Source organism: Amycolatopsis sp. NPDC058340 (assembly GCF_042723975.1).
GTDB lineage: Bacteria > Actinomycetota > Actinomycetes > Mycobacteriales > Pseudonocardiaceae > Amycolatopsis.
Window position 1 is genome coordinate 40399 of record NZ_JBHXIB010000017.1, and the last position, 17405, is coordinate 57803.

A 17405-nucleotide genomic window follows, 5' to 3' on the forward strand; every position below is an offset into this window, starting at 1 on the left:
CACGCGGGTTACGGCTCTGATCACGCGAGTCACGGGCCCATGACACTCTTCAGCGCGCTGATCCCGCCGGACGACGTCCTCGACGAGGTCGCCGCCGCGCTCGGAACGCCCGAAGAAGGCGATTTCCGCTGGTCGCCGCGGGCGGACTGGCACATCACCCTCGGTTTCTACGGCGCGGACGACCCGGTGGAACGCGGCGAATGGCTCGCCGGACGGCTGGCGGGCGCGGGCCCGGTCGGCCTCCGGCTGGAAAAGGCCGCGACATTCCCCGGGGTGCTGTGGTTGAGTGTGTCCGGAACCGGGCTCCACGAGCTGGCCACGAAGGCCGGCGCCGGGAGTGAGGGCAGGCCGTACGTGGCCCACCTGACACTGGCCCGCTTCCCCCGCGACCGGCCGGACGCCGCGAGCGCGTGGGAGGAGCGGCTGGCCGGGTTCACCAGTGAGACTTGGACGGCGACCGAGGCCGTTCTGATGAGCAGTGACCGTGAGCGGGGCGGGTCGCGCTACCGGGTGATCCGGTCGTACGCGTTGAACCACGCCCGCGACTGAAGCCGCTGATCACGAGGCTGGTAGCCTCGATGATTGGGTCCGGCTGCAGTCCGTGGCGGCCGTGACCGTCTCACCCGGCGTGAAGACATCGTCCGGGCCGCACGGCACAGAGTATCTAGGAGCACCACTGTGGCTTTGTCCACCGAAGAAAAGAAGTCGATCCTTGCCGAGTACGGCGTGCACGACTCGGACACCGGATCCCCGGAGGCCCAGGTCGCGCTGCTGACCAAGCGCATCGTCGGCCTCACCGAGCACCTCAAGGCTCACAAGCACGACCACCACTCCCGTCGCGGGCTTCTGCTGCTGGTCGGCCGCCGCCGCCGGCTGCTGAACTACGTGATGAAGGTGGACATCGAGCGTTACCGTGCGCTGATCCAGCGCCTCGGCCTGCGCCGATAGCTCGAACCCGAGGGGGAGTGACCACATCGGTCGCTCCCCCTCGGTCCAAGTACAGAGACACGCGGCGCGAGCGCGCACGAGGAACCGTCCGCCGGTCCTCGGTAGTGGTTCCCGGGCAACGGCCCGGGGGCTTCGATCGAAGACCGGCCTCACTCCTCGAGCGTCCGCAGGCGAAACAGGTCCCAGGGTGGGAGACTCGCGCCGTTACAGAGGATCAAAAGAGGAGATACACCCTATGACCGACTCCACCGGAGTCACCGTGCACGAAACCGAAGCCGTGATCGACAACGGCCGTTTCGGCACCCGCACCGTTCGCTTCGAGACCGGCCGCCTGGCCCGTCAGGCCGCCGGCGCCGTCGTCGCGTACCTCGACGAAGAGACCATGCTGCTCTCGGCGACCACCGCGTCGAAGCACCCGAAGGACCACTTCGACTTCTTCCCGCTGACCGTGGACGTCGAGGAGCGGATGTACGCCGCCGGACGCATCCCCGGCGCGTTCTTCCGCCGCGAGGGCCGCCCGTCGACCGACGCGATCCTGACCTGCCGCCTGATCGACCGGCCGCTGCGCCCGTCGTTCGCCGACGGTCTCCGCAACGAGATCCAGGTCGTCATCACCGTCCAGAGCCTCAACCCGGACGACCCGTACGACGTGCTCGCGATCAACGCGGCCTCGGCCTCGACCCAGATCGCCGGCCTGCCGTTCTCGGGCCCGGTCGGCGGCGTCCGCGTCGCGCTGATCGAGGACCAGTGGGTCGCGTTCCCGACCTGGAAGCAGCTGGAGCAGGCCACCTTCAACATGGTGGTCGCCGGCCGGATCGTCGGTGACGACGTCGCCATCATGATGGTCGAGGCCGAGGGCACCGAGCAGACGCTCGACCTGATCGCCGCGGGGAGCAAGGCGCCGGACGAGGTCTCGGTCGCCGAGGGCCTCGAGGCCGCGAAGCCGTTCATCAAGGTGCTGTGCGAGGCACAGCAGCAGCTGGCCGAGCTGGCCGCCAAGCCGACCGGCGAGTTCCCGGTCTTCCTCGCCTACGAGCAGGACGCGTACGACGCCGTCGCCGCCATCGCGACCGACGACCTCGCGAACGCCCTGACCATCGCGGGCAAGCAGGACCGCGACAACGCGACCGACCAGGTCAAGGCCGCGGTGCTGGAGAAGGTCGGCCTGGGTGAGGGCGAAGCCTTCCAGGGCCGCGAGAAGGAGATCGGCGCGGCGTTCAAGGCCCTGTCGAAGAAGATCATGCGCAAGCGCGTCCTCACGGACAAGATCCGCATGGACGGCCGCGGCCTGACCGACATCCGCTCGCTCGCCGCCGAGGTCGCCGTGATCCCGCGGGCGCACGGTTCCGCGCTGTTCGAGCGCGGTGAGACCCAGATCCTGGGCGTCACCACGCTGAACATGCTCCGCATGGAGCAGCAGATCGACTCGCTCTCCCCGGAGACCACGAAGCGGTACCTGCACCACTACAACTTCCCGCCGTTCTCCACCGGCGAGACCGGCCGCGTCGGTTCGCCGAAGCGGCGCGAGATCGGCCACGGCATGCTCGCCGAGCGCGCCCTGGTCCCGGTCCTGCCGAAGCGGGACGAGTTCCCGTACGCGATCCGCCAGGTCTCCGAGGCGCTGGGCTCCAACGGCTCCACCTCGATGGGCTCGGTCTGCGCCTCGACCATGGGGCTGCTGAACGCGGGTGTCCCGCTGAAGGCGCCGGTCGCCGGTATCGCCATGGGCCTCATCTCCGACGAGGTCGACGGCGAGACCCGCTACGTCGCGCTGACCGACATCCTGGGCGCCGAAGACGCCATGGGCGACATGGACTTCAAGGTCGCCGGCACCAAGGACATCATCACCGCGCTGCAGCTCGACACGAAGCTCGACGGCATCCCGTCGGAGGTCCTCGCGGCCGCGCTGAAGCAGGCGAAGGACGCTCGCCTCACCATCCTGGAGGTCATCGCCGAGGCGATCGACGGCCCGGACGAGATGAGCCCGTACGCGCCGCGCGTCACCAGCGTGAAGATCCCGGTGGACAAGATCGGCGAGGTCATCGGCCCGAAGGGCAAGATGATCAACTCGATCACCGAGGAGACCGGCGCCGACATCTCCATCGAGGACGACGGCACGATCTACGTGGGCGCGGCCGACGGCCCGTCGGCGGAGGCGGCGATCGACAAGATCAACGCCATCGCCAACCCGCAGCTGCCCAAGGTCGGCGAGCGCTTCCTCGGCACCGTGGTGAAGACGGCCGCGTTCGGCGCGTTCGTCTCGCTGCTGCCGGGCAAGGACGGCCTGGTGCACATCTCGAAGCTGGGCAACGGCAAGCGGATCGCCAAGGTCGAGGACGTGGTCAACGTGGGCGACAAGCTCCGCGTTGAGATCGCCGACATCGACAACCGCGGCAAGATCAGCCTGATCGTGGTCAAGGAAGACGACGCTGCCGACGCCGCCGAGAAGCCCGCCGAGGGCGACAAGGCCGAGGCCCCGAAGGCCGACGCGTAGCAGTCCCGCTTCGCTCCACAGCACCAAGTGATCCGTGAAGGCCACCTTGAGGGACTCTGAGTCCCTCAAGGTGGCCTTCACGGCACGTGAGGCAGAAGGATCCATGGCTCGTCAGATCTCCGGGCACGAACAGCCCGTCGGCAGCACCCGCACCCTCGAGTCCACTCCGGACGGCGCGGTGGTCAAGCGCAGCGTGCTGGCCGGTGGCCTCCGGGTCATCACCGAGCACGTCCCCGCGTCCCGGTCGGTGACGGTCGGGCTGTGGGTCGGCGTCGGATCGCGTGACGAACCGTCGTCGGTCGAGGGCGCGGCGCACTATCTCGAACACCTGCTCTTCAAGGGCACCACGAACCGGGACGCCACCCAGATCGCCGAGGAGATCGACGCGGTCGGCGGGGAGTTCAACGCGTTCACCGCGAAGGAGCACACCTGCTACTACGCGCAGGTGCTCGACGAGGACCTGCCGCTCGCGATGGACCTCGTCACCGACGTCGTGTTCGAGGCGCTGTGCACGGACAAGGACGTCGAGACCGAGCGCAGTGTCGTGCTCGAAGAGATCTCGATGCGCGACGACGACCCCGAAGACCTGCTGCACGAGACGTTCGTCGGCGCGATACTGGGCGACCACGCGCTCGGGCGGCCGGTGCTCGGCAGCGAGAAGTCCATCGTCGAGATGTCCGCTTCGGCGCTGCGCGGGTTCTACCGGCGTCGCTACACGCTGCCGCGGATGGTGCTCGCGGTCGCCGGGAACATCGAGCACGGCCAGGTGCTTCGCTTGGTGCGCAAGGCTTTGCGGAACCGGCTGACCGGGGCGGCGACCCCGGTGCCGCCGCGGGGCGGGCGGGCGCGGATCGCGATGGCGCCGAAACTCGCGCTGCACACCGACGACACCGAGCAGGCGCACGTGATGCTCGGCCTGCGTTCGCTGTCGCGGCACGACGACCGGCGGTTCGCCCAGTCGGTGCTCAACGCCGCGCTCGGCGGCGGGATGAGCTCGCGCCTGTTCCAGGAGGTCCGCGAGAAGCGCGGCCTGGCGTACCAGGTGTATTCGTCCGTCGCGAGCTACGCCGACGCCGGGCACATGGCCGTGTACGCGGGCTGCCAGCCGGAAAAGCTCGGCGAGGTCGCCGGCGTGATCCGCGAGGTGCTCGAACTCGTCGGCAAGGACGGGCTGAGCGAGGCCGAGGTCGCGCGGGCGAAGGGGCAGCTGCGGGGCGGGCTCGTGCTCGGCCTGGAGGACACCTCGTCGCGGATGTCGCGGATCGGCAAGAACGAACTGAACTACGGCCGCTATCTCGGCGTCGACGACACGGTGGCGCGGATCGACGCCGTCACCACCGAAGAGGTCTGTGCGCTCGCTCGCACTCTGCTCGCCCGCCCTGGTGGCGTCTCGGCGGCGGCGGTGGTCGGGCCGTACGCTCACGCCGACGACCTTCCGGACGATCTGCACGAGGTGATCGCATCATGACCGCTGGGATTCGCGTCGGCGTGCTGGGCGCACGCGGCCGGATGGGCCAGGAAGTGGTGAACGCCGTCGACGGCGCCGACGACATGGAGCTCGTCGCCGCGCTCGACGCCGGTGACGACTTCTCGGCGCTCAAGCAGGCACAGGTCGTCGTCGACTTCACCCATCCCGACGCGGTGATGGACAACCTCGAGTTCCTGACCGGCAACGGGATCCACGCCGTGGTCGGCACCACCGGGTTCAGCGAGGAGCGGCTGGAGAAGCTTCGCTCGTGGCTCGCCGCCGACCCGTCGCTCGGCGTGCTCATCGCGCCGAACTTCGCGCTCGGCGCGGTGCTGGCGATGCGGTTCGCCCAGCAGGCGGCGCGGTTCTACAACTCGGCCGAGGTCATCGAACTGCACCACAACCGCAAGGCCGACGCGCCGTCCGGCACCGCCGCGCACACCGCGCGGCTGATCGGCGAGGCCCGTGCGGAAGCCGGTCTCGCTCCCGGTGAAGACGCGACGACGTCCGAAGTGGACGGTGCCCGCGGCGCGCTCGTCGACGACGTCCGCGTGCACTCGGTCCGGCTCCCCGGGCTGGTGGCGCACGAGGAGATCCTGTTCGGTGGCGAGGGCGAGACGCTGACCATCCGGCACGACTCGCTGCACCGCACGTCGTTCATGCCGGGCGTGCTGCTCGGCGTGCGCTCGGTGCTCACGCGGCCCGGCCTCACGGTCGGTCTCGAGAACATCCTCGACCTGTGAGGGCCCGCAACTTCGCCCTGGTGATGACGGCGGCGCTCGCCGTCTACGTCGTCCTGCTGGCGGGCCGGGCCATCGCGTTGCTGCGCACCGGCGAGACGGTGCCGGTGCTTTTCGGCATCGGCGTCCTGCTGCTGCCGGTGCTCGGGATCTGGATCATCGTCACCACCTGGCGGTCCGGTATCCAGATCCAGCGGCTTTCGCGGCGGTTGGAAGAGGAAGGCGGCCTGCCCGACGTCTCCGATCTGCCCCGCAGGCCTTCGGGTCGGGTGGATCGCGACGCCGCGGACGCCTGGTTCGACGAGCGCCGCGCCGAGGTCGAGGCGGATCAGGAGAACTGGCGCGTCTGGTACCGGCTGGCGTACGCGTACGAGATCGCCGGGGACCGGAAGCGGGCCCGTGCGACGATGCGGCGCGCCGTGGAACTCGAAGCCGCCTCCCGCACTTAGTCCTCTGATTGCGGGGGCGTGATCCCGAGGACGGGCAGGCATTCGCGGACGGCGACGAGTTCGATGTCGTCCCGGCGCCGCCACTGGTCGCGGGTCAGCAGCCATTGCTTGATCCGCGCGGGTTCGCCGCGCCGGGTGTCCCAGGTGACGCCGTTCGGTGCGTAGCCCAGTGCCTGCGAGACGCTGTTCGAGGCCTGGTTGTCGAAGAAGGCGTCGCTGGACGCCTCACGCGCTCCGAAGCCCTCGAAGGCCAGCTGGAGCACGGCCTGCCGCATCTCCTTGCCCAGGCCGCGGCCCCGCATGTCCGGGCTGAGCCAGGAAAAGGAGGTGACCGTGCCGAACGTGGCGAAATCGATGCCGATCAGGTCCTGCATACCGACCGGCTCTCCGTCGACGACCACGACGAAGTACAGCCGCCATTGGCTCTCGCTCACCTGGCCCCGGCCCCGCCAGATCCCGCGCAGCCAGCGCCATTCGCGCTCCGGGCTGTCTTCGTAGAGCGAGGCGGGATCGTCGAAAGGCCACGGTGGTTCGGTGACCACGCCCTCGCGGACCGTCGGGATCAACCGCTCCAGGAGTTCGTCCGTCGCCCCCAGCAGGGAAAGCCGGGGTGTGTGCACCTGCACGTTCAACGGCGGATACGCGAACGAGGTCGGCATGGGCGAAAACCCTAGGGGCCCGCCGCTCCGGCGCGCACTCCAATTTCCGGGCTCAGTAGTGGAACCAGCCCGCGAACAGGGCCGGAGAGGCGGCCAGCAGGCTGAACCGCAGCCAGCGGCCCACGAAACCGGTGGCCAGGAAGGTCGCCAGCGGCATCCGCACCAGGCCCGCGAGCACACTCGTGGCCATGTACGGCGGCAGGCCGACGATCGAGCTCACGCCGTACGTGCCCGCCATCCAATGCGGATGCCGATGGCACCGCTCGCGCAGGGCGTCGAGCCTGGCCCGCATCTTCTTGGTGCGTGCCCGCCACCGCTCCCGGCGCGGGGTGGGCGGCCGCTCGCGGTGCAGGCGGTCGTGCAGCGGTTTCGGCAGCTTGATGGTGCCCTTCGCGGCGAGGTAGTAGAGCGTCTTCCCGCCCACCTGACCGGCCGCGACGATGGCGCCGAGCAGCAGCCACGGCATCGTCGGCTGGCTCGCGCACAGGCCGATGAGGAACATCTCGATGCTGACCACGGGGAGGATCGCGGAACCGAAGGCGACGCCGAACGACAGGAGCAACCAGCCCACCATCGTTGCCTCCCCGTTATCTTCGTTCTCTCCAAGTTATCAGCTGAAAACCTGGACGCACTGGGGCCAGCCCCCGTTCCCGGCCTCGGGGCCGCACCAGAAGATCACCTGTTCGTCGGTTCGCGGCCACCTGCCGCTGCCATGCTGGAGCCGTGGCCGACGTGCACGACGCGGTCCGCGGCAAGGGTTTCGCGGATCGCTTCGCCGACTTCTGCGCGGCCGTGGTGCGGCGCCTCCCCTTCGGGCTTTCCCGGCTGGTGGCGCCGAGTTTCCTCGGTTTCGCGCTCATCAACGGGTTCACCTTCGGGGTCGACCTGATCCTGCTGACCCTGCTCCGCGGCTGGCTCGGCCTGCCGGTGTGGCTGGCGATCACGCTCGCCTACGCGACGGCGTTCGGGCTGAGCTTCGTGCTGAACCGCAGCATGAACTTCCGCTCGCACGCGCCCGTCGGCAGGCAGGCGGTGCTGTACGTCATCGCGATCGTGATCAACTACGTGGCGTTCCTGCTCGGCGTCGGCGCGGGACTGGCCGCGCTGGGCGTCGATTACCGCCTGTCCCGGCTCATCGCCGGGGCGTGCGAAGGCGTGTTCATGTACTCGGTGATGCGCTGGGTCGTGTTCGCGAAGTCAGGGAGTGAGCTCGAGGTCGAGGCCGCCGGTGAGCCGGACTTCGCGCACGTTCGTGCTTCCGGTGTCGAGGATGCGGACGGTCCCGTCGGGCGACCAGCCCGCTCGGCGGAAGAAGCCCAGTGACGCGTGATCGGTCTGGGCGACCCAGCTGATCCCGCGGGTGGCGCCGTCCTCACGCAGCCAGGCGGACGCGTTCGCCAGCAGGCGTCCGGCGTGCCCGCGCCGTCCCCAGCGCGGCTCGACCAGGAGCGAGGCGATGAGCGCCGTCGTCGACGCGTCGTCGGGCAGCGAACCGTCGGCCGTGGCGACCTCGCCCACCGGAGCGCGGCCTGCGACGCAGAAACCGACGGTGTACTCGCCTTCGGTGGCGAGGAAGACACGCGTGCCCGGGTACTCGATCGTCTCGGTCCAGGTCTTTTCGAGTTCCTCGATGTCGAGGCCGGCGACGGCCGCTTCGCCGAGCAGCTCCGTGTAGGCGCTTCGCCAGGTGTCGCGTTGGATACGGGCGATCTCGGGGGCGTCGGACACGACTGCTGGGCGGACTTCGGCGGCGGCCATGGCAGGAAACCTACAGCGGAGCGAAGCTCCATCCGTTGAGGGTGGGGGTGGGGAGGAAGGTGGAGTTAACGGTGCCGCCGAAAACTGTCGGTGGTGGATGGCACCATTCCGACGATGAGCACTACGACCATCAGCGGTCCGGTCGCGCGCCGGATCGCCCTGGCCGCACAAGGGTTCGCCGACGCGCGTCCCGGTGGAGCGGTGACGAGGAGGCATCTGCAGCGCGTGTTGTCGCGGATCCAGTTGCTGCAACTGGATTCGGTGAACGTCGCGGTCCGCGCGCACTACATGCCGTTGTTCTCCCGGCTCGGCGCGTACGAGCCCGCGCTGGTGGACGACGCGGCCTGGTCCCATTCCGCGCGCAAACCCCGGATGCTGGTGGAGACCTGGGCGCACGAGGCGAGCCTGCTGCCGGTGGCGGACTGGCCGTTCCTGCGGTCCGGGGCGAAGCGTATGGGCTGGTGGACGAACTACGCGCGGGTGGTGGAGCAATCGCCCCAGCTGGTGGACGACATCCTGACCGTGATCAAGGAACACGGACCGATCGGCGCGGGCGGTATCGAGCGCGCGCTGGAGGGAAAGTCCGGCGGTTCGAAGCCCGGCTCGTGGTGGGAGCGGTCGGAGGTCAAGAAGGCCTGTGAGTGGCTCTTCGGCATGGGCCAGCTGACCACCGGCACGCGCCGGTCGTTCGAGCGGTTGTACGACCTGACCGAACGCGTCGTCCCGCCGGAGATCCTGTCGCGGACCGTGAGCCCGGAGGAAGGCGCCCGCGAACTGATCACCCGTGCGGCCGTCGCGCTGGGCATCGGCACCGAACGGGATCTGCGGGACTACTACCGCCTTGGCCCGGACGTCAGCAAGCGGGCGGTGGCGGAGCTGGTGGAGGAGGGCGTGCTGGAGCCGGTGACCGTCGACGGCTGGCCCGCCCCGGCGTACCGGCACTTCGCGGCGAAAGCACCACGGTCGGTCGCCGGCCGGGCCCTGCTGTCGCCGTTCGACCCGCTGATCTGGGAACGGGCCCGCACCGAGCGCATCTTCGATTTCTTCTACCGCATCGAGATCTACGTGCCCGAGCCGAAGCGGATCTACGGGTATTACGTGTTCCCGTTCCTGCTCGACGGCGAACTCGTCGGCCGGGTCGACCTCAAATGCGACCGTGCCGCCGGGGTGCTTCGCGTCCAGGGCGCCTTCGCCGAACCTGGGGTGGATGTCGCGCGGGTCGCGAGTGAGCTGGCGGGCGAACTGCGGCTGATGGCGGAATGGCAGGGGCTGGACGGGGTCGCGGTGGGGGAGCGGGGCGATCTCGCTCCGGTGCTCTCGCGCCTCGTGCGCTGAGCCTCGTGAGTGGTAAGGACGGTTCTAACCGTCCTTACCACTCACGACCACGCACGAGGGACCTTTGCTCCCACCCCCGTGGAAAAGTGCGAGCAAAGGTCCCTCGATCCCCCTGTGGTCCGCGGCTCAGCTGGCCGCGCTGGTCACCACCGCGTCACCGGTGCCGGTGCGCGCCCGCACCTTCAGCGAGACCTCCGAAGGCGCGGTCTCCGCGACCTCCAGTTCGCTCGACACCGAACCGGTCGTCGACGAGAGGTCGATCTCCGCCTGGACACCGCCGCGGATCCCGACCCGGACTTCACCCGATCCGGTGGTCAGCTCCAGCGTCCCGGAGGCGGCGTCCGCCACCGAGAGGGAGCCGCTGCCGGTGCGCGCCAGTACCTCGCCCGCGACCTCGCCGAGCCAGACGTTCCCGGTGCCGGTCGCGACCGTGGCCGAACCGCTCACCGAGGCCGCCTCGACCGAGCCGCTGCCGGTGCGCAGCTGCAGGCCCGACTGCGTCGGCCCGAGTTTGATGTCGCCGGTGCCGGTGCGGACGATCGCCGAACCGTCGGCCCGTTCGAGGGCGATCTTGCCGGCGCCGGTCAGGAGGTCGGCCCGCCCGGCGGAGCCGGTGACCGTCACGTCGGCCGCCCCGGCCCGCACCTCCAGATGCGAACCGGCGGGCGCCCGGACGGTCACGGCGAGCGGGACGTTCTTCAGCTGCCAGGCCTTCGGCGCCTGGACGACCAGCCGGTTCCCGACCTTCTCGATCCGCGTCTGCGCCACGGCGTCGTCCACCGACCCCACCGGCGAACCGCCGAGCTGGTCGCCGAAACGTTCCCCGACCCAGCTGAGCAGGCTCGTCATCCCGTCCACCCACGGCTGCTGTTCGCCGCCGTCGCGGCGGACCTCGGCGTGGACGCCGCTCTCCCCGGTCAGCTCGATGGTCACCCGGCCGATGGCCACGCTCACGTCGACCTCGATCGGGCCCTCGGCCTCGAAGTCCTCGACGCGCACGGTCTCTTCACCGGCGGGAATGCTTTCCTCGGTCATTTCCGTCCCCCTCAGCCCTGGACCCAGCCGTGCAGGTGTGAACCGGCACCGCCGCCCGGCTTCTGCTTGTGCTGCCAGTGCTCGCTCCCGCTCTTGCCCAGCGCGCCCTGGACGGCCTGCGAGACGAACGTGTTCAGCGAAACCCCCTGCGAGGCGGCCGCGGCTTCGGCCTGGCCCTTGACCTGCTCGAACAGGCGCAGCGTGATGCGGGTGATGTCGCCCGTGTCCACCTTGGGCGCGCGCGGGGTCTCCCGCGGCGCCTCCTGGCGGGGTGCGGACCGCTCGGCGCCCTCCGCGGAGCCGGAGCCGGTGACGACGACGCGCACATCGCGGCCGTCGAGCCGGACGTCGACGACGTGCCCCGGCAGCGCCGAAGTCACTTCGGCGGCGAGGTCGGCGAGGGCGTTCATGATGGTCAGGCGGGCGGCGGGCTCCAGCGCCGACGACAGCAGCGCGGCAGCGCGCCGCGTCTGCTCGTCGCCGGCCGAAGCCGTGTTCGCGAGATCCTCGCGAAGGCTTGTGATGTACGGCGTCAGATCCATGACGCCACTATGACGTCACTTGTGATGTCACGTCAAGGAGACCTGACGTCACCGTGATGTCGCCCCGGCGTCAAACATAGTTGCGGTTAGGCTGCCCGGAGTCGTGGAGCAGGGGTCGAAAAGGAGTGCGAACGTGGCCGAGACCGTGTCACCCAAGGTTCAGCTGATCGCGAAGACGGAGTTCTTCCCGCCGTCCGACGTACCGTGGTCGACCGATGCCGACGGTGGTGAGGCGCTGGCCGAATTCGCGGGCCGGGCCTGCTACCAGTCCTGGAAGAAGCCGAACCCGAAGACGGCCACCAACGCCGGCTACCTCGAGCACATCATCGACGTCGGCCACCTGTCGGTGCTGGAGCACGGCTCCGTCAGCTTCTACATCACCGGCATCTCCCGGTCGCTGACGCACGAGCTGATCCGCCACCGGCACTTCTCCTACTCGCAGCTCTCGCAGCGCTACGTGCCGGAGCGCGACGCCGCGTTCGTCGAGCCCGACGTCATCGCGCAGGACCCGGAGCTGCACGCGAAATTCCTCGCCGCGTCGCAGGCCGCCGTCGACGCCTACACCGAGCTGCTCGCCGGGCTGGAGGAGAAGTTCGCCGACGTGCCGAGCGCGACCCTGCGCCGCAAGCAGGCCCGTCAGGCCGCCCGCGCCGTGCTGCCGAACGCGACCGAGACCCGCATCGTCGTGACGGGTAACTACCGCGCCTGGCGGCACTTCATCGCGATGCGCGCCACCGAGCACGCCGACGTCGAGATCCGCGCCCTGGCCATCGAGTGCCTGCGCGAGCTGCAGAAGGCGTCGGGCAACGTGTTCGCGGACTTCACCATCTCCGCGCTGCCCGACGGCACCGAGGTCGCGTCCAGCCCGAAGGTTCTCGAGGGCTGATGCGACGCCTCGCGATCGACGTCCGGCCCGGCGAGTACGCGGTCGCCCGCCTCGCCCCGGACGCGCCGGTTCCGGCGAACCTGCTCGACCCCGGCGAGCCCGTGCTGATCTCCCTCACACGGACGCCGGAAGAGCTGTCGGTGATCTGCCCGGCCGGTCTCGCGCCGGCCGGGGCCACCGTCGAGGACGGCTGGCGGCTGCTCTCGGTCCGCGGACCGCTGGCCTTCACGCTGACCGGCATCATCGCGGCGTTGTCGAGCGAGCTCGCCGCCGCCGGGGTGGCGCTGTTCTCGATGTCCACTTTCGACACCGACCACGTGCTGGTCCGGGCTTCCGAACTGGAGCGCGCGGTGAAGGCGCTCCGGGAAGCCGGGCACGAGGTCACGGTCTGATTCACCTGCCGGGCGAAGGAACCTTTCGGAGCGCGAACGGGTCCGAGTTAGCATCCTGCGCGAACCGAAGGAGCACCGAACCTTGACCGACGAACAGACCCGTCCGTACGGGCCGCCCCAGCAGACGCAGCAGGCCACCGGCGCGCGGATCGTCGCCGGCCGATACGCCCTGCTGGGCGAGCTCGGCCGCGGCGGGATGGGCATCGTCTGGCGTGCGCAGGACCAGGTGATCGGCCGTCAGGTGGCGATCAAGGAACTGAAGTTCCCGAACGCCCCCGAGGACGCTTCGGTGCTGTCGGAGCGGATGCTGCGCGAGGTCCGCTCCGGTGGCCGCCTCAACGACCCGGCCGTCGTCACCGTGTACGACGTCGTCACCGAGAACGGCGCCACCTACATCGTGATGGAGCTGGTCGAGGCGCCGACGCTGGCCGATCTGGTGCGCGACCGCGGGCCGCTGCCCGCCCAGCAGGTCGCGCTGGTGGGGGAGCGGGTGCTGTCCGCGCTGCGGGCCGCGCACGCCGCCGGGATCGTGCACCGCGACGTCAAACCCGCGAACATCATGGTCGCGCCGGACGGACGGGTGAAGCTCACCGACTTCGGTATCGCGCACGCCGCCGACGACCCGCGCCTGACCACCAGCGGCATGATCGTCGGCTCGCCCGCGTTCATGGCGCCGGAACGGGTCGAGGGCCGCGACGCGATGCCCGAATCCGACCTCTGGTCGCTGGGCACGACACTGTTCTTCGCCGCGGAAGGCATCGTCGCGTTCGAACGGTCGACCACCGCCGCGACCCTGCACGCGATCATGACCGAGGCCCCGTACCTCACCCGGGTCCAGGGCCCGCTGGCCGCCGCGATCCTCGGCCTGCTGGTCACCAAACCCGAGGCGCGGATGTCCTACGACCAGGTGCGCAGCCTGCTCGCGGCCGCGCAAGGCGTGCAGGCCCAGCCGACGCCGCCCTCGGGCGGCACGGCGATGATGCCGCAGTCCGGCCAGCCGATGACCCGGCTCGCCCCGGCCCCGGCGAAGCGCAACCTGCGCCCGCTGTGGCTGAGCCTCGCCGCGGTGGCCGTGATCGGCGCCCTCGTCGGCGGGATCTTCCTCGGCCGCTGGATGGCCGCGCCCGAGGGGAGTTCGCAGGCGCAGGCGACGCTGACGTACGGCATCAACGGCCAGGTCAAGCTCGGTTCGTCCGGGGACTGCTACAACGTGCCGCTCAAAGAGGGCATCAACCTGAACGACGGGGTCAGCTGCGACAAGGATCACCTGCTGGAGATCTTCGCCAAGCGGGCACTGCTCGAAGTCGAGTCCTCCAGCGACGACGACGCGCAGGTCGCCGAGTACCCGGGAGCGGAAGCGGTCAACCGGATCGCCGAGGCGACCTGCTCGGCGACCTTCAACTCGAACGTCGTGCCCGCGGTACAGCGGGCCTCGCTGACCTGGCGGGCGGTCGTCCCGACCGAGGCGGAGTGGAAGCGGCCCGTGGACAAGAACGACTCGAGTTCGTCGACCTACTCGCGGGGCTACTACTGCCTGCTCGCCAAGACCGACGGGAGCCAGATCCCCTCGCAGATCACGACCAAGGTCAAATAGCTCACGCCAGAGTTTGCGCCGAGTTCGCCTTCGTCGCGGAAAATCTCCCGCATTCTCGGGAACGACCACGTCGGCAAGGGGTCCGGCGTTCGCAGGAGGTACCTTCACACCATGTCCACTCCACCCACCGCAGCGCCGGGAAGACCGTTCGGGCGCGTGCTCACCGCGATGGCCACCCCCTTCGACGCCGACGGCGCGCTGGACCTGAAGCGGGCGCAGGAGCTGGCCGAACACCTCGTGGAACTGGGCAACGACGGTCTCGTCGTGAACGGCACGACCGGGGAGAGCCCCACCACCACCGACGCCGAGAAGGCCGAGCTGGTCCGCGCCGTCGTCGAAGCCGTCGGCGATCGCGCGACGATCGTCGCCGGGGCGGGCACCAACAACACCGCGCACAGCATCGAGCAGGCCAAGCAGGCCGAAGCGGCCGGCGCCCACGGCATCCTCGTCGTCACGCCGTACTACTCGCGGCCCAGCCAGGCCGGGCTGTACGCGCACTTCACCACGGTCGCCGACGCCACCGAGCTGCCGGTGATGCTCTACGACATCCCGCCGCGCTCGATCGTCCCCATCGAGGTCGACACGCTGCTGCGGCTGGCCGAGCACCCGCGCATCCTCGCGGTCAAGGACGCCAAGGGCGACCTGATCGCCGGCTCCGAGGTCATCGCGAACACCCAGCTCGCCTACTACTCCGGCGACGACGGCCTCAACCTCCCGTGGGTCTCGGTCGGCGGCGCGGGCGTGGTCAGCGTGATCGGGCACGTCGTGGCGGGCCGGATCCGCGGCATGATCGACGCCTACGAATCCGGCGACACCTCCACCGCGCGCACCAACCACCGCGGCATGCTGCCGGTCCTGCGGGCGATGTCCCGCGTCGGCGGGGTCGCGTTCTCGAAGGCGGCCCTCAAGCTGCGCGGATTCGACATCGGCGACCCGCGGCTGCCCATCGTGGCCGCGAGCGACGAGCAGCTCCAGGCGATTTCCGCCGATCTCGCCCAGGGGGGCGTGCCGCTCGGGGAAAGCGCCGCCAGTGACTGGCATGGTGCACGAGTGGCACAAGCAGATTCAGCGGCGGCCTACACGGCGCCGACCTCACATACCAGCGTAGGGACCATGCCTCGGTGAGTTCATTGCCAACCGGACCCGGACCGACCACCCCACCGCCCGCGCTGCCCGAAGGCGCCTTGCGCGTGGTCGCGCTCGGCGGGATCGGCGAAGTCGGCCGCAACATGACCGTCTTCGAGTTCGGCGGCCGTCTGCTGATCGTCGACTGCGGGGTCCTCTTCCCCGAGGACGACCAGCCCGGCGTCGACCTGATCCTGCCCGACTTCCGCGCGATCGAAGACCGCCTCGAGGACATCGACGGTCTCGTCCTCACCCACGGGCACGAGGACCACATCGGCGCCGTCCCGTTCCTGCTGCGGCTCGTGCCGGACCTGAAGATCTACGGCTCCCGGTTCACGAACGCGCTGCTCGCGGCCAAGGCCAAGGAACACCGCCAGCGGCCGAACCTGATCGAGGTCCGCGAGGGCGAGCGACGCAAGGTCGGCGAGTTCGACCTCGAGTTCTTCGCGGTCAACCACTCGATCCCGGACGCGCTCGCGGTGGCCATCCGCACGCCCGCGGGGGTCGTGCTGCACACCGGCGACATCAAGCTCGACCAGCTCCCGCTCGACGGCAGGCTGACCGACCTCGCCGGGTTCTCCCGGCTCGGCGACGAGGGCGTGGACCTGTTCTGCGTCGACTCGACCAACGCCGAGGTGCCCGGTTTCGTCATGCCGGAACGCGACATCGGCCCGGTGCTCGACGACGTCGTCCGCAAGGTCGGCCAGCGCGTCATCGTGGCCTGTTTCGCGAGCCACGTGCACCGGGTCCAGCAGGTGCTCGACGCGGCCGTCCGGCACGGGCGCCGGGTCGCGTTCGTCGGCCGGTCGATGGTCCGGAACATGGGCATCGCGGCCGATCTCGGCCTGCTGAACGTGCCCGACGGCCTGCTGGTCAACCTCGACCAGGCCAGTGACCTGCCCGAGGGCAAGGTGCTGTTCGTGTCGACCGGTTCGCAGGGCGAGCCGCTGTCGGCGCTGTCGCGGATGGCGCGCGGCGAACACCGGCAGATCTCGATCCGCGCCGGCGACACCGTCGTGCTGGCCAGCTCGATGATCCCGGGCAACGAGACCGCGGTCTTCGGGGTCGTCAACGGCCTCACCCGGCTCGGCGCGAACGTCGTGCACCAGGGCAACGCCAAGGTGCACGTGTCCGGGCACGCGTCCGCGGGCGAGCTGCTGTACCTGTACAACGCGGTGCGCCCCAGCAACGTCATGCCGGTGCACGGCGAGTGGAAACACCTGCGCGCCAACGGAGAGCTCGCCGTGCGCACCGGCGTCGCCCCGGAGAACGTGGTGATCGCCGAGGACGGCGTCGTGGTCGACCTCGTCGACGGCAAGGCCACGCGGACCGGCCGGGTCGAGGTCGGGCACGTGTACGTCGACGGCCTCTCGGTCGGCGACGTCGGCGAGTCGACCCTGTCCGACCGGCTCGTGCTCGGCGAGGGCGGTTTCATCGCCATCACCGTCGCCGTGGACACCAGCACCGGCCGCGCGGTGACGCGGCCGACGGTGTCCGGACGCGGGTTCTCCGACGACCCGAAGGCGCTCGACGCCGTGGTCCCGATGGTGGAGATGGAACTCGCCAGGACCGAGGCCGAGGGCATCACCGACACGCACCGCATCGCGCAGGCAGTGCGCCGTGTCGTCGGCCGCTGGGTCGCCGACACCTACCGGCGCCGCCCGATGATCGTTCCGACGGTCATCCCCGTTTAAAGCTCGTGAGTGGCAAGGACGGTTCTAACCGTCCTTGCCACTCACGAGGCGGGACGCGAGCAGCAGGGCGAAGGCGACCGTGATCGCCTGGCCGAAGAGGGCGTTGCGCGCTTTGCGCTGTTCCGCGCGGGTGGGCCGGTTCATCACGAATTCCCCCGGTTTCGAGTGTTTTCCTTACCGGGCAAGTGTTTCGCGAGCCGCGCCGGGGCACCTCCCGCCTCGGTAGGGTTTCTCTACGCCGAAAGTCGTAGCCTTCCCCTAGGGGTGCTGTCGGCGTACCCTCGGA

The 17405-nt window shown here is 69.9% G+C and carries 17 protein-coding genes and 1 pseudogene; 13 read left to right on the forward strand and 5 right to left on the reverse strand.

Going from position 1 to position 17405, the window contains the following annotated elements; translation table 11 throughout:
• The first annotated feature begins 39 nt into the window (after nt 1-39).
• The 6 genes from thpR (at nt 40) to ACFWIW_RS20690 (ending at nt 6099) form a co-directional block, all read left to right on the forward strand.
• Nucleotides 40-549, forward strand: a complete 510-nt coding sequence (gene thpR, locus ACFWIW_RS20665; protein WP_378369913.1) for an RNA 2',3'-cyclic phosphodiesterase — start codon at nt 40-42, stop codon at nt 547-549.
• 129 nt (nt 550-678) lie between these two features.
• The gene (rpsO, locus tag ACFWIW_RS20670; protein ID WP_003084034.1) at nt 679-948 is read left to right on the forward strand and encodes a 30S ribosomal protein S15; all 270 of its coding nucleotides are present in this window, start codon (nt 679-681) and stop codon (nt 946-948) included.
• A 235-nt stretch (nt 949-1183) separates the two neighbouring features.
• Nucleotides 1184-3442 carry a polyribonucleotide nucleotidyltransferase gene (locus tag ACFWIW_RS20675; RefSeq protein ID WP_378369914.1) on the forward strand — a complete coding sequence of 753 codons (2259 nt, stop codon included), beginning with the start codon at nt 1184-1186 and terminating at the stop codon, nt 3440-3442.
• Nucleotides 3443-3545: 103 nt separating this feature from the next.
• Nucleotides 3546-4910 carry a M16 family metallopeptidase gene (locus tag ACFWIW_RS20680; protein ID WP_378369915.1) on the forward strand — a complete coding sequence of 455 codons (1365 nt, stop codon included), beginning with the start codon at nt 3546-3548 and terminating at the stop codon, nt 4908-4910.
• On the forward strand, nt 4907-5653 hold the full coding sequence (gene dapB / locus ACFWIW_RS20685) for a 4-hydroxy-tetrahydrodipicolinate reductase (RefSeq protein WP_378369916.1): 747 nt from the start codon (nt 4907-4909) through the stop codon (nt 5651-5653). The genes ACFWIW_RS20680 and dapB overlap by 4 nt, the downstream gene beginning before the upstream one ends.
• On the forward strand, nt 5650-6099 hold the full coding sequence (locus ACFWIW_RS20690; RefSeq protein WP_378369917.1) for a tetratricopeptide repeat protein: 450 nt from the start codon (nt 5650-5652) through the stop codon (nt 6097-6099). Before dapB ends, ACFWIW_RS20690 begins: the two co-directional genes overlap by 4 nt.
• On the opposite strand, the gene ACFWIW_RS20695 is transcribed toward ACFWIW_RS20690, so the two are convergent.
• Together ACFWIW_RS20695 and ACFWIW_RS20700 are read right to left on the reverse strand one after the other, a co-directional pair.
• Entirely contained in the window at nt 6096-6758 is a 663-nt protein-coding gene (locus ACFWIW_RS20695; protein ID WP_378369918.1) for a GNAT family N-acetyltransferase, read from the reverse strand. The genes ACFWIW_RS20690 and ACFWIW_RS20695 overlap by 4 nt on opposite strands.
• Nucleotides 6759-6810: 52 nt before the next feature.
• Nucleotides 6811-7332 (reverse strand): YqaA family protein, encoded by a 522-nt coding sequence (locus ACFWIW_RS20700; RefSeq protein ID WP_378369919.1) that lies wholly within the window; start codon nt 7330-7332, stop codon nt 6811-6813.
• 254 nt (nt 7333-7586) lie between these two features.
• Between ACFWIW_RS20700 and ACFWIW_RS20705 the strand changes: the two are divergent.
• Nucleotides 7587-7889 (forward strand): annotated as a pseudogene (locus ACFWIW_RS20705) (GtrA family protein); the annotation flags it as partial.
• A 66-nt stretch (nt 7890-7955) separates the two neighbouring features.
• On the opposite strand, the gene ACFWIW_RS20710 reads toward ACFWIW_RS20705, so the two are convergent.
• Nucleotides 7956-8516, reverse strand: coding sequence for a GNAT family N-acetyltransferase (locus tag ACFWIW_RS20710; protein WP_378369920.1), 561 nt, complete (start codon nt 8514-8516; stop codon nt 7956-7958).
• Between the two features lie 114 nt (nt 8517-8630).
• On the opposite strand from ACFWIW_RS20710, the gene ACFWIW_RS20715 reads away from it, so the two are divergent.
• Nucleotides 8631-9851: a winged helix-turn-helix domain-containing protein gene (locus ACFWIW_RS20715; RefSeq protein WP_378369921.1), complete on the forward strand. Its 1221-nt coding sequence runs from the start codon at nt 8631-8633 to the stop codon at nt 9849-9851.
• A 126-nt stretch (nt 9852-9977) separates the two neighbouring features.
• On the opposite strand, the gene ACFWIW_RS20720 is transcribed toward ACFWIW_RS20715, so the two are convergent.
• The gene (locus ACFWIW_RS20720) at nt 9978-10886 is read right to left on the reverse strand and encodes a DUF4097 domain-containing protein (protein WP_378369922.1); all 909 of its coding nucleotides are present in this window, start codon (nt 10884-10886) and stop codon (nt 9978-9980) included.
• Between the two features lie 11 nt (nt 10887-10897).
• Nucleotides 10898-11428: a toxin-antitoxin system HicB family antitoxin gene (locus ACFWIW_RS20725; protein WP_378369923.1), complete on the reverse strand. Its 531-nt coding sequence runs from the start codon at nt 11426-11428 to the stop codon at nt 10898-10900.
• Between the two features lie 133 nt (nt 11429-11561).
• Between ACFWIW_RS20725 and thyX the strand changes: the two genes are divergently transcribed.
• The 5 genes from thyX to ACFWIW_RS20750 all read left to right on the forward strand — a co-directional run bounded on the left by thyX (nt 11562) and on the right by ACFWIW_RS20750 (nt 17119).
• Nucleotides 11562-12314: an FAD-dependent thymidylate synthase gene (gene thyX, locus ACFWIW_RS20730; protein WP_034312167.1), complete on the forward strand. Its 753-nt coding sequence runs from the start codon at nt 11562-11564 to the stop codon at nt 12312-12314.
• Nucleotides 12314-12706 (forward strand): ACT domain-containing protein, encoded by a 393-nt coding sequence (locus ACFWIW_RS20735; protein WP_007029375.1) that lies wholly within the window; start codon nt 12314-12316, stop codon nt 12704-12706. Before thyX ends, ACFWIW_RS20735 begins: the two co-directional genes overlap by 1 nt.
• Before the next feature lie 82 nt (nt 12707-12788).
• The gene (locus ACFWIW_RS20740; protein ID WP_378369924.1) at nt 12789-14300 is read left to right on the forward strand and encodes a serine/threonine-protein kinase; all 1512 of its coding nucleotides are present in this window, start codon (nt 12789-12791) and stop codon (nt 14298-14300) included.
• Between the two features lie 111 nt (nt 14301-14411).
• Nucleotides 14412-15425, forward strand: coding sequence for a 4-hydroxy-tetrahydrodipicolinate synthase (gene dapA / locus ACFWIW_RS20745; protein ID WP_378369925.1), 1014 nt, complete (start codon nt 14412-14414; stop codon nt 15423-15425).
• Entirely contained in the window at nt 15422-17119 is a 1698-nt protein-coding gene (locus ACFWIW_RS20750) for a ribonuclease J (RefSeq protein WP_240598076.1), read from the forward strand. Before dapA ends, ACFWIW_RS20750 begins: the two co-directional genes overlap by 4 nt.
• Nucleotides 17120-17405: the final 286 nt, after the last annotated feature.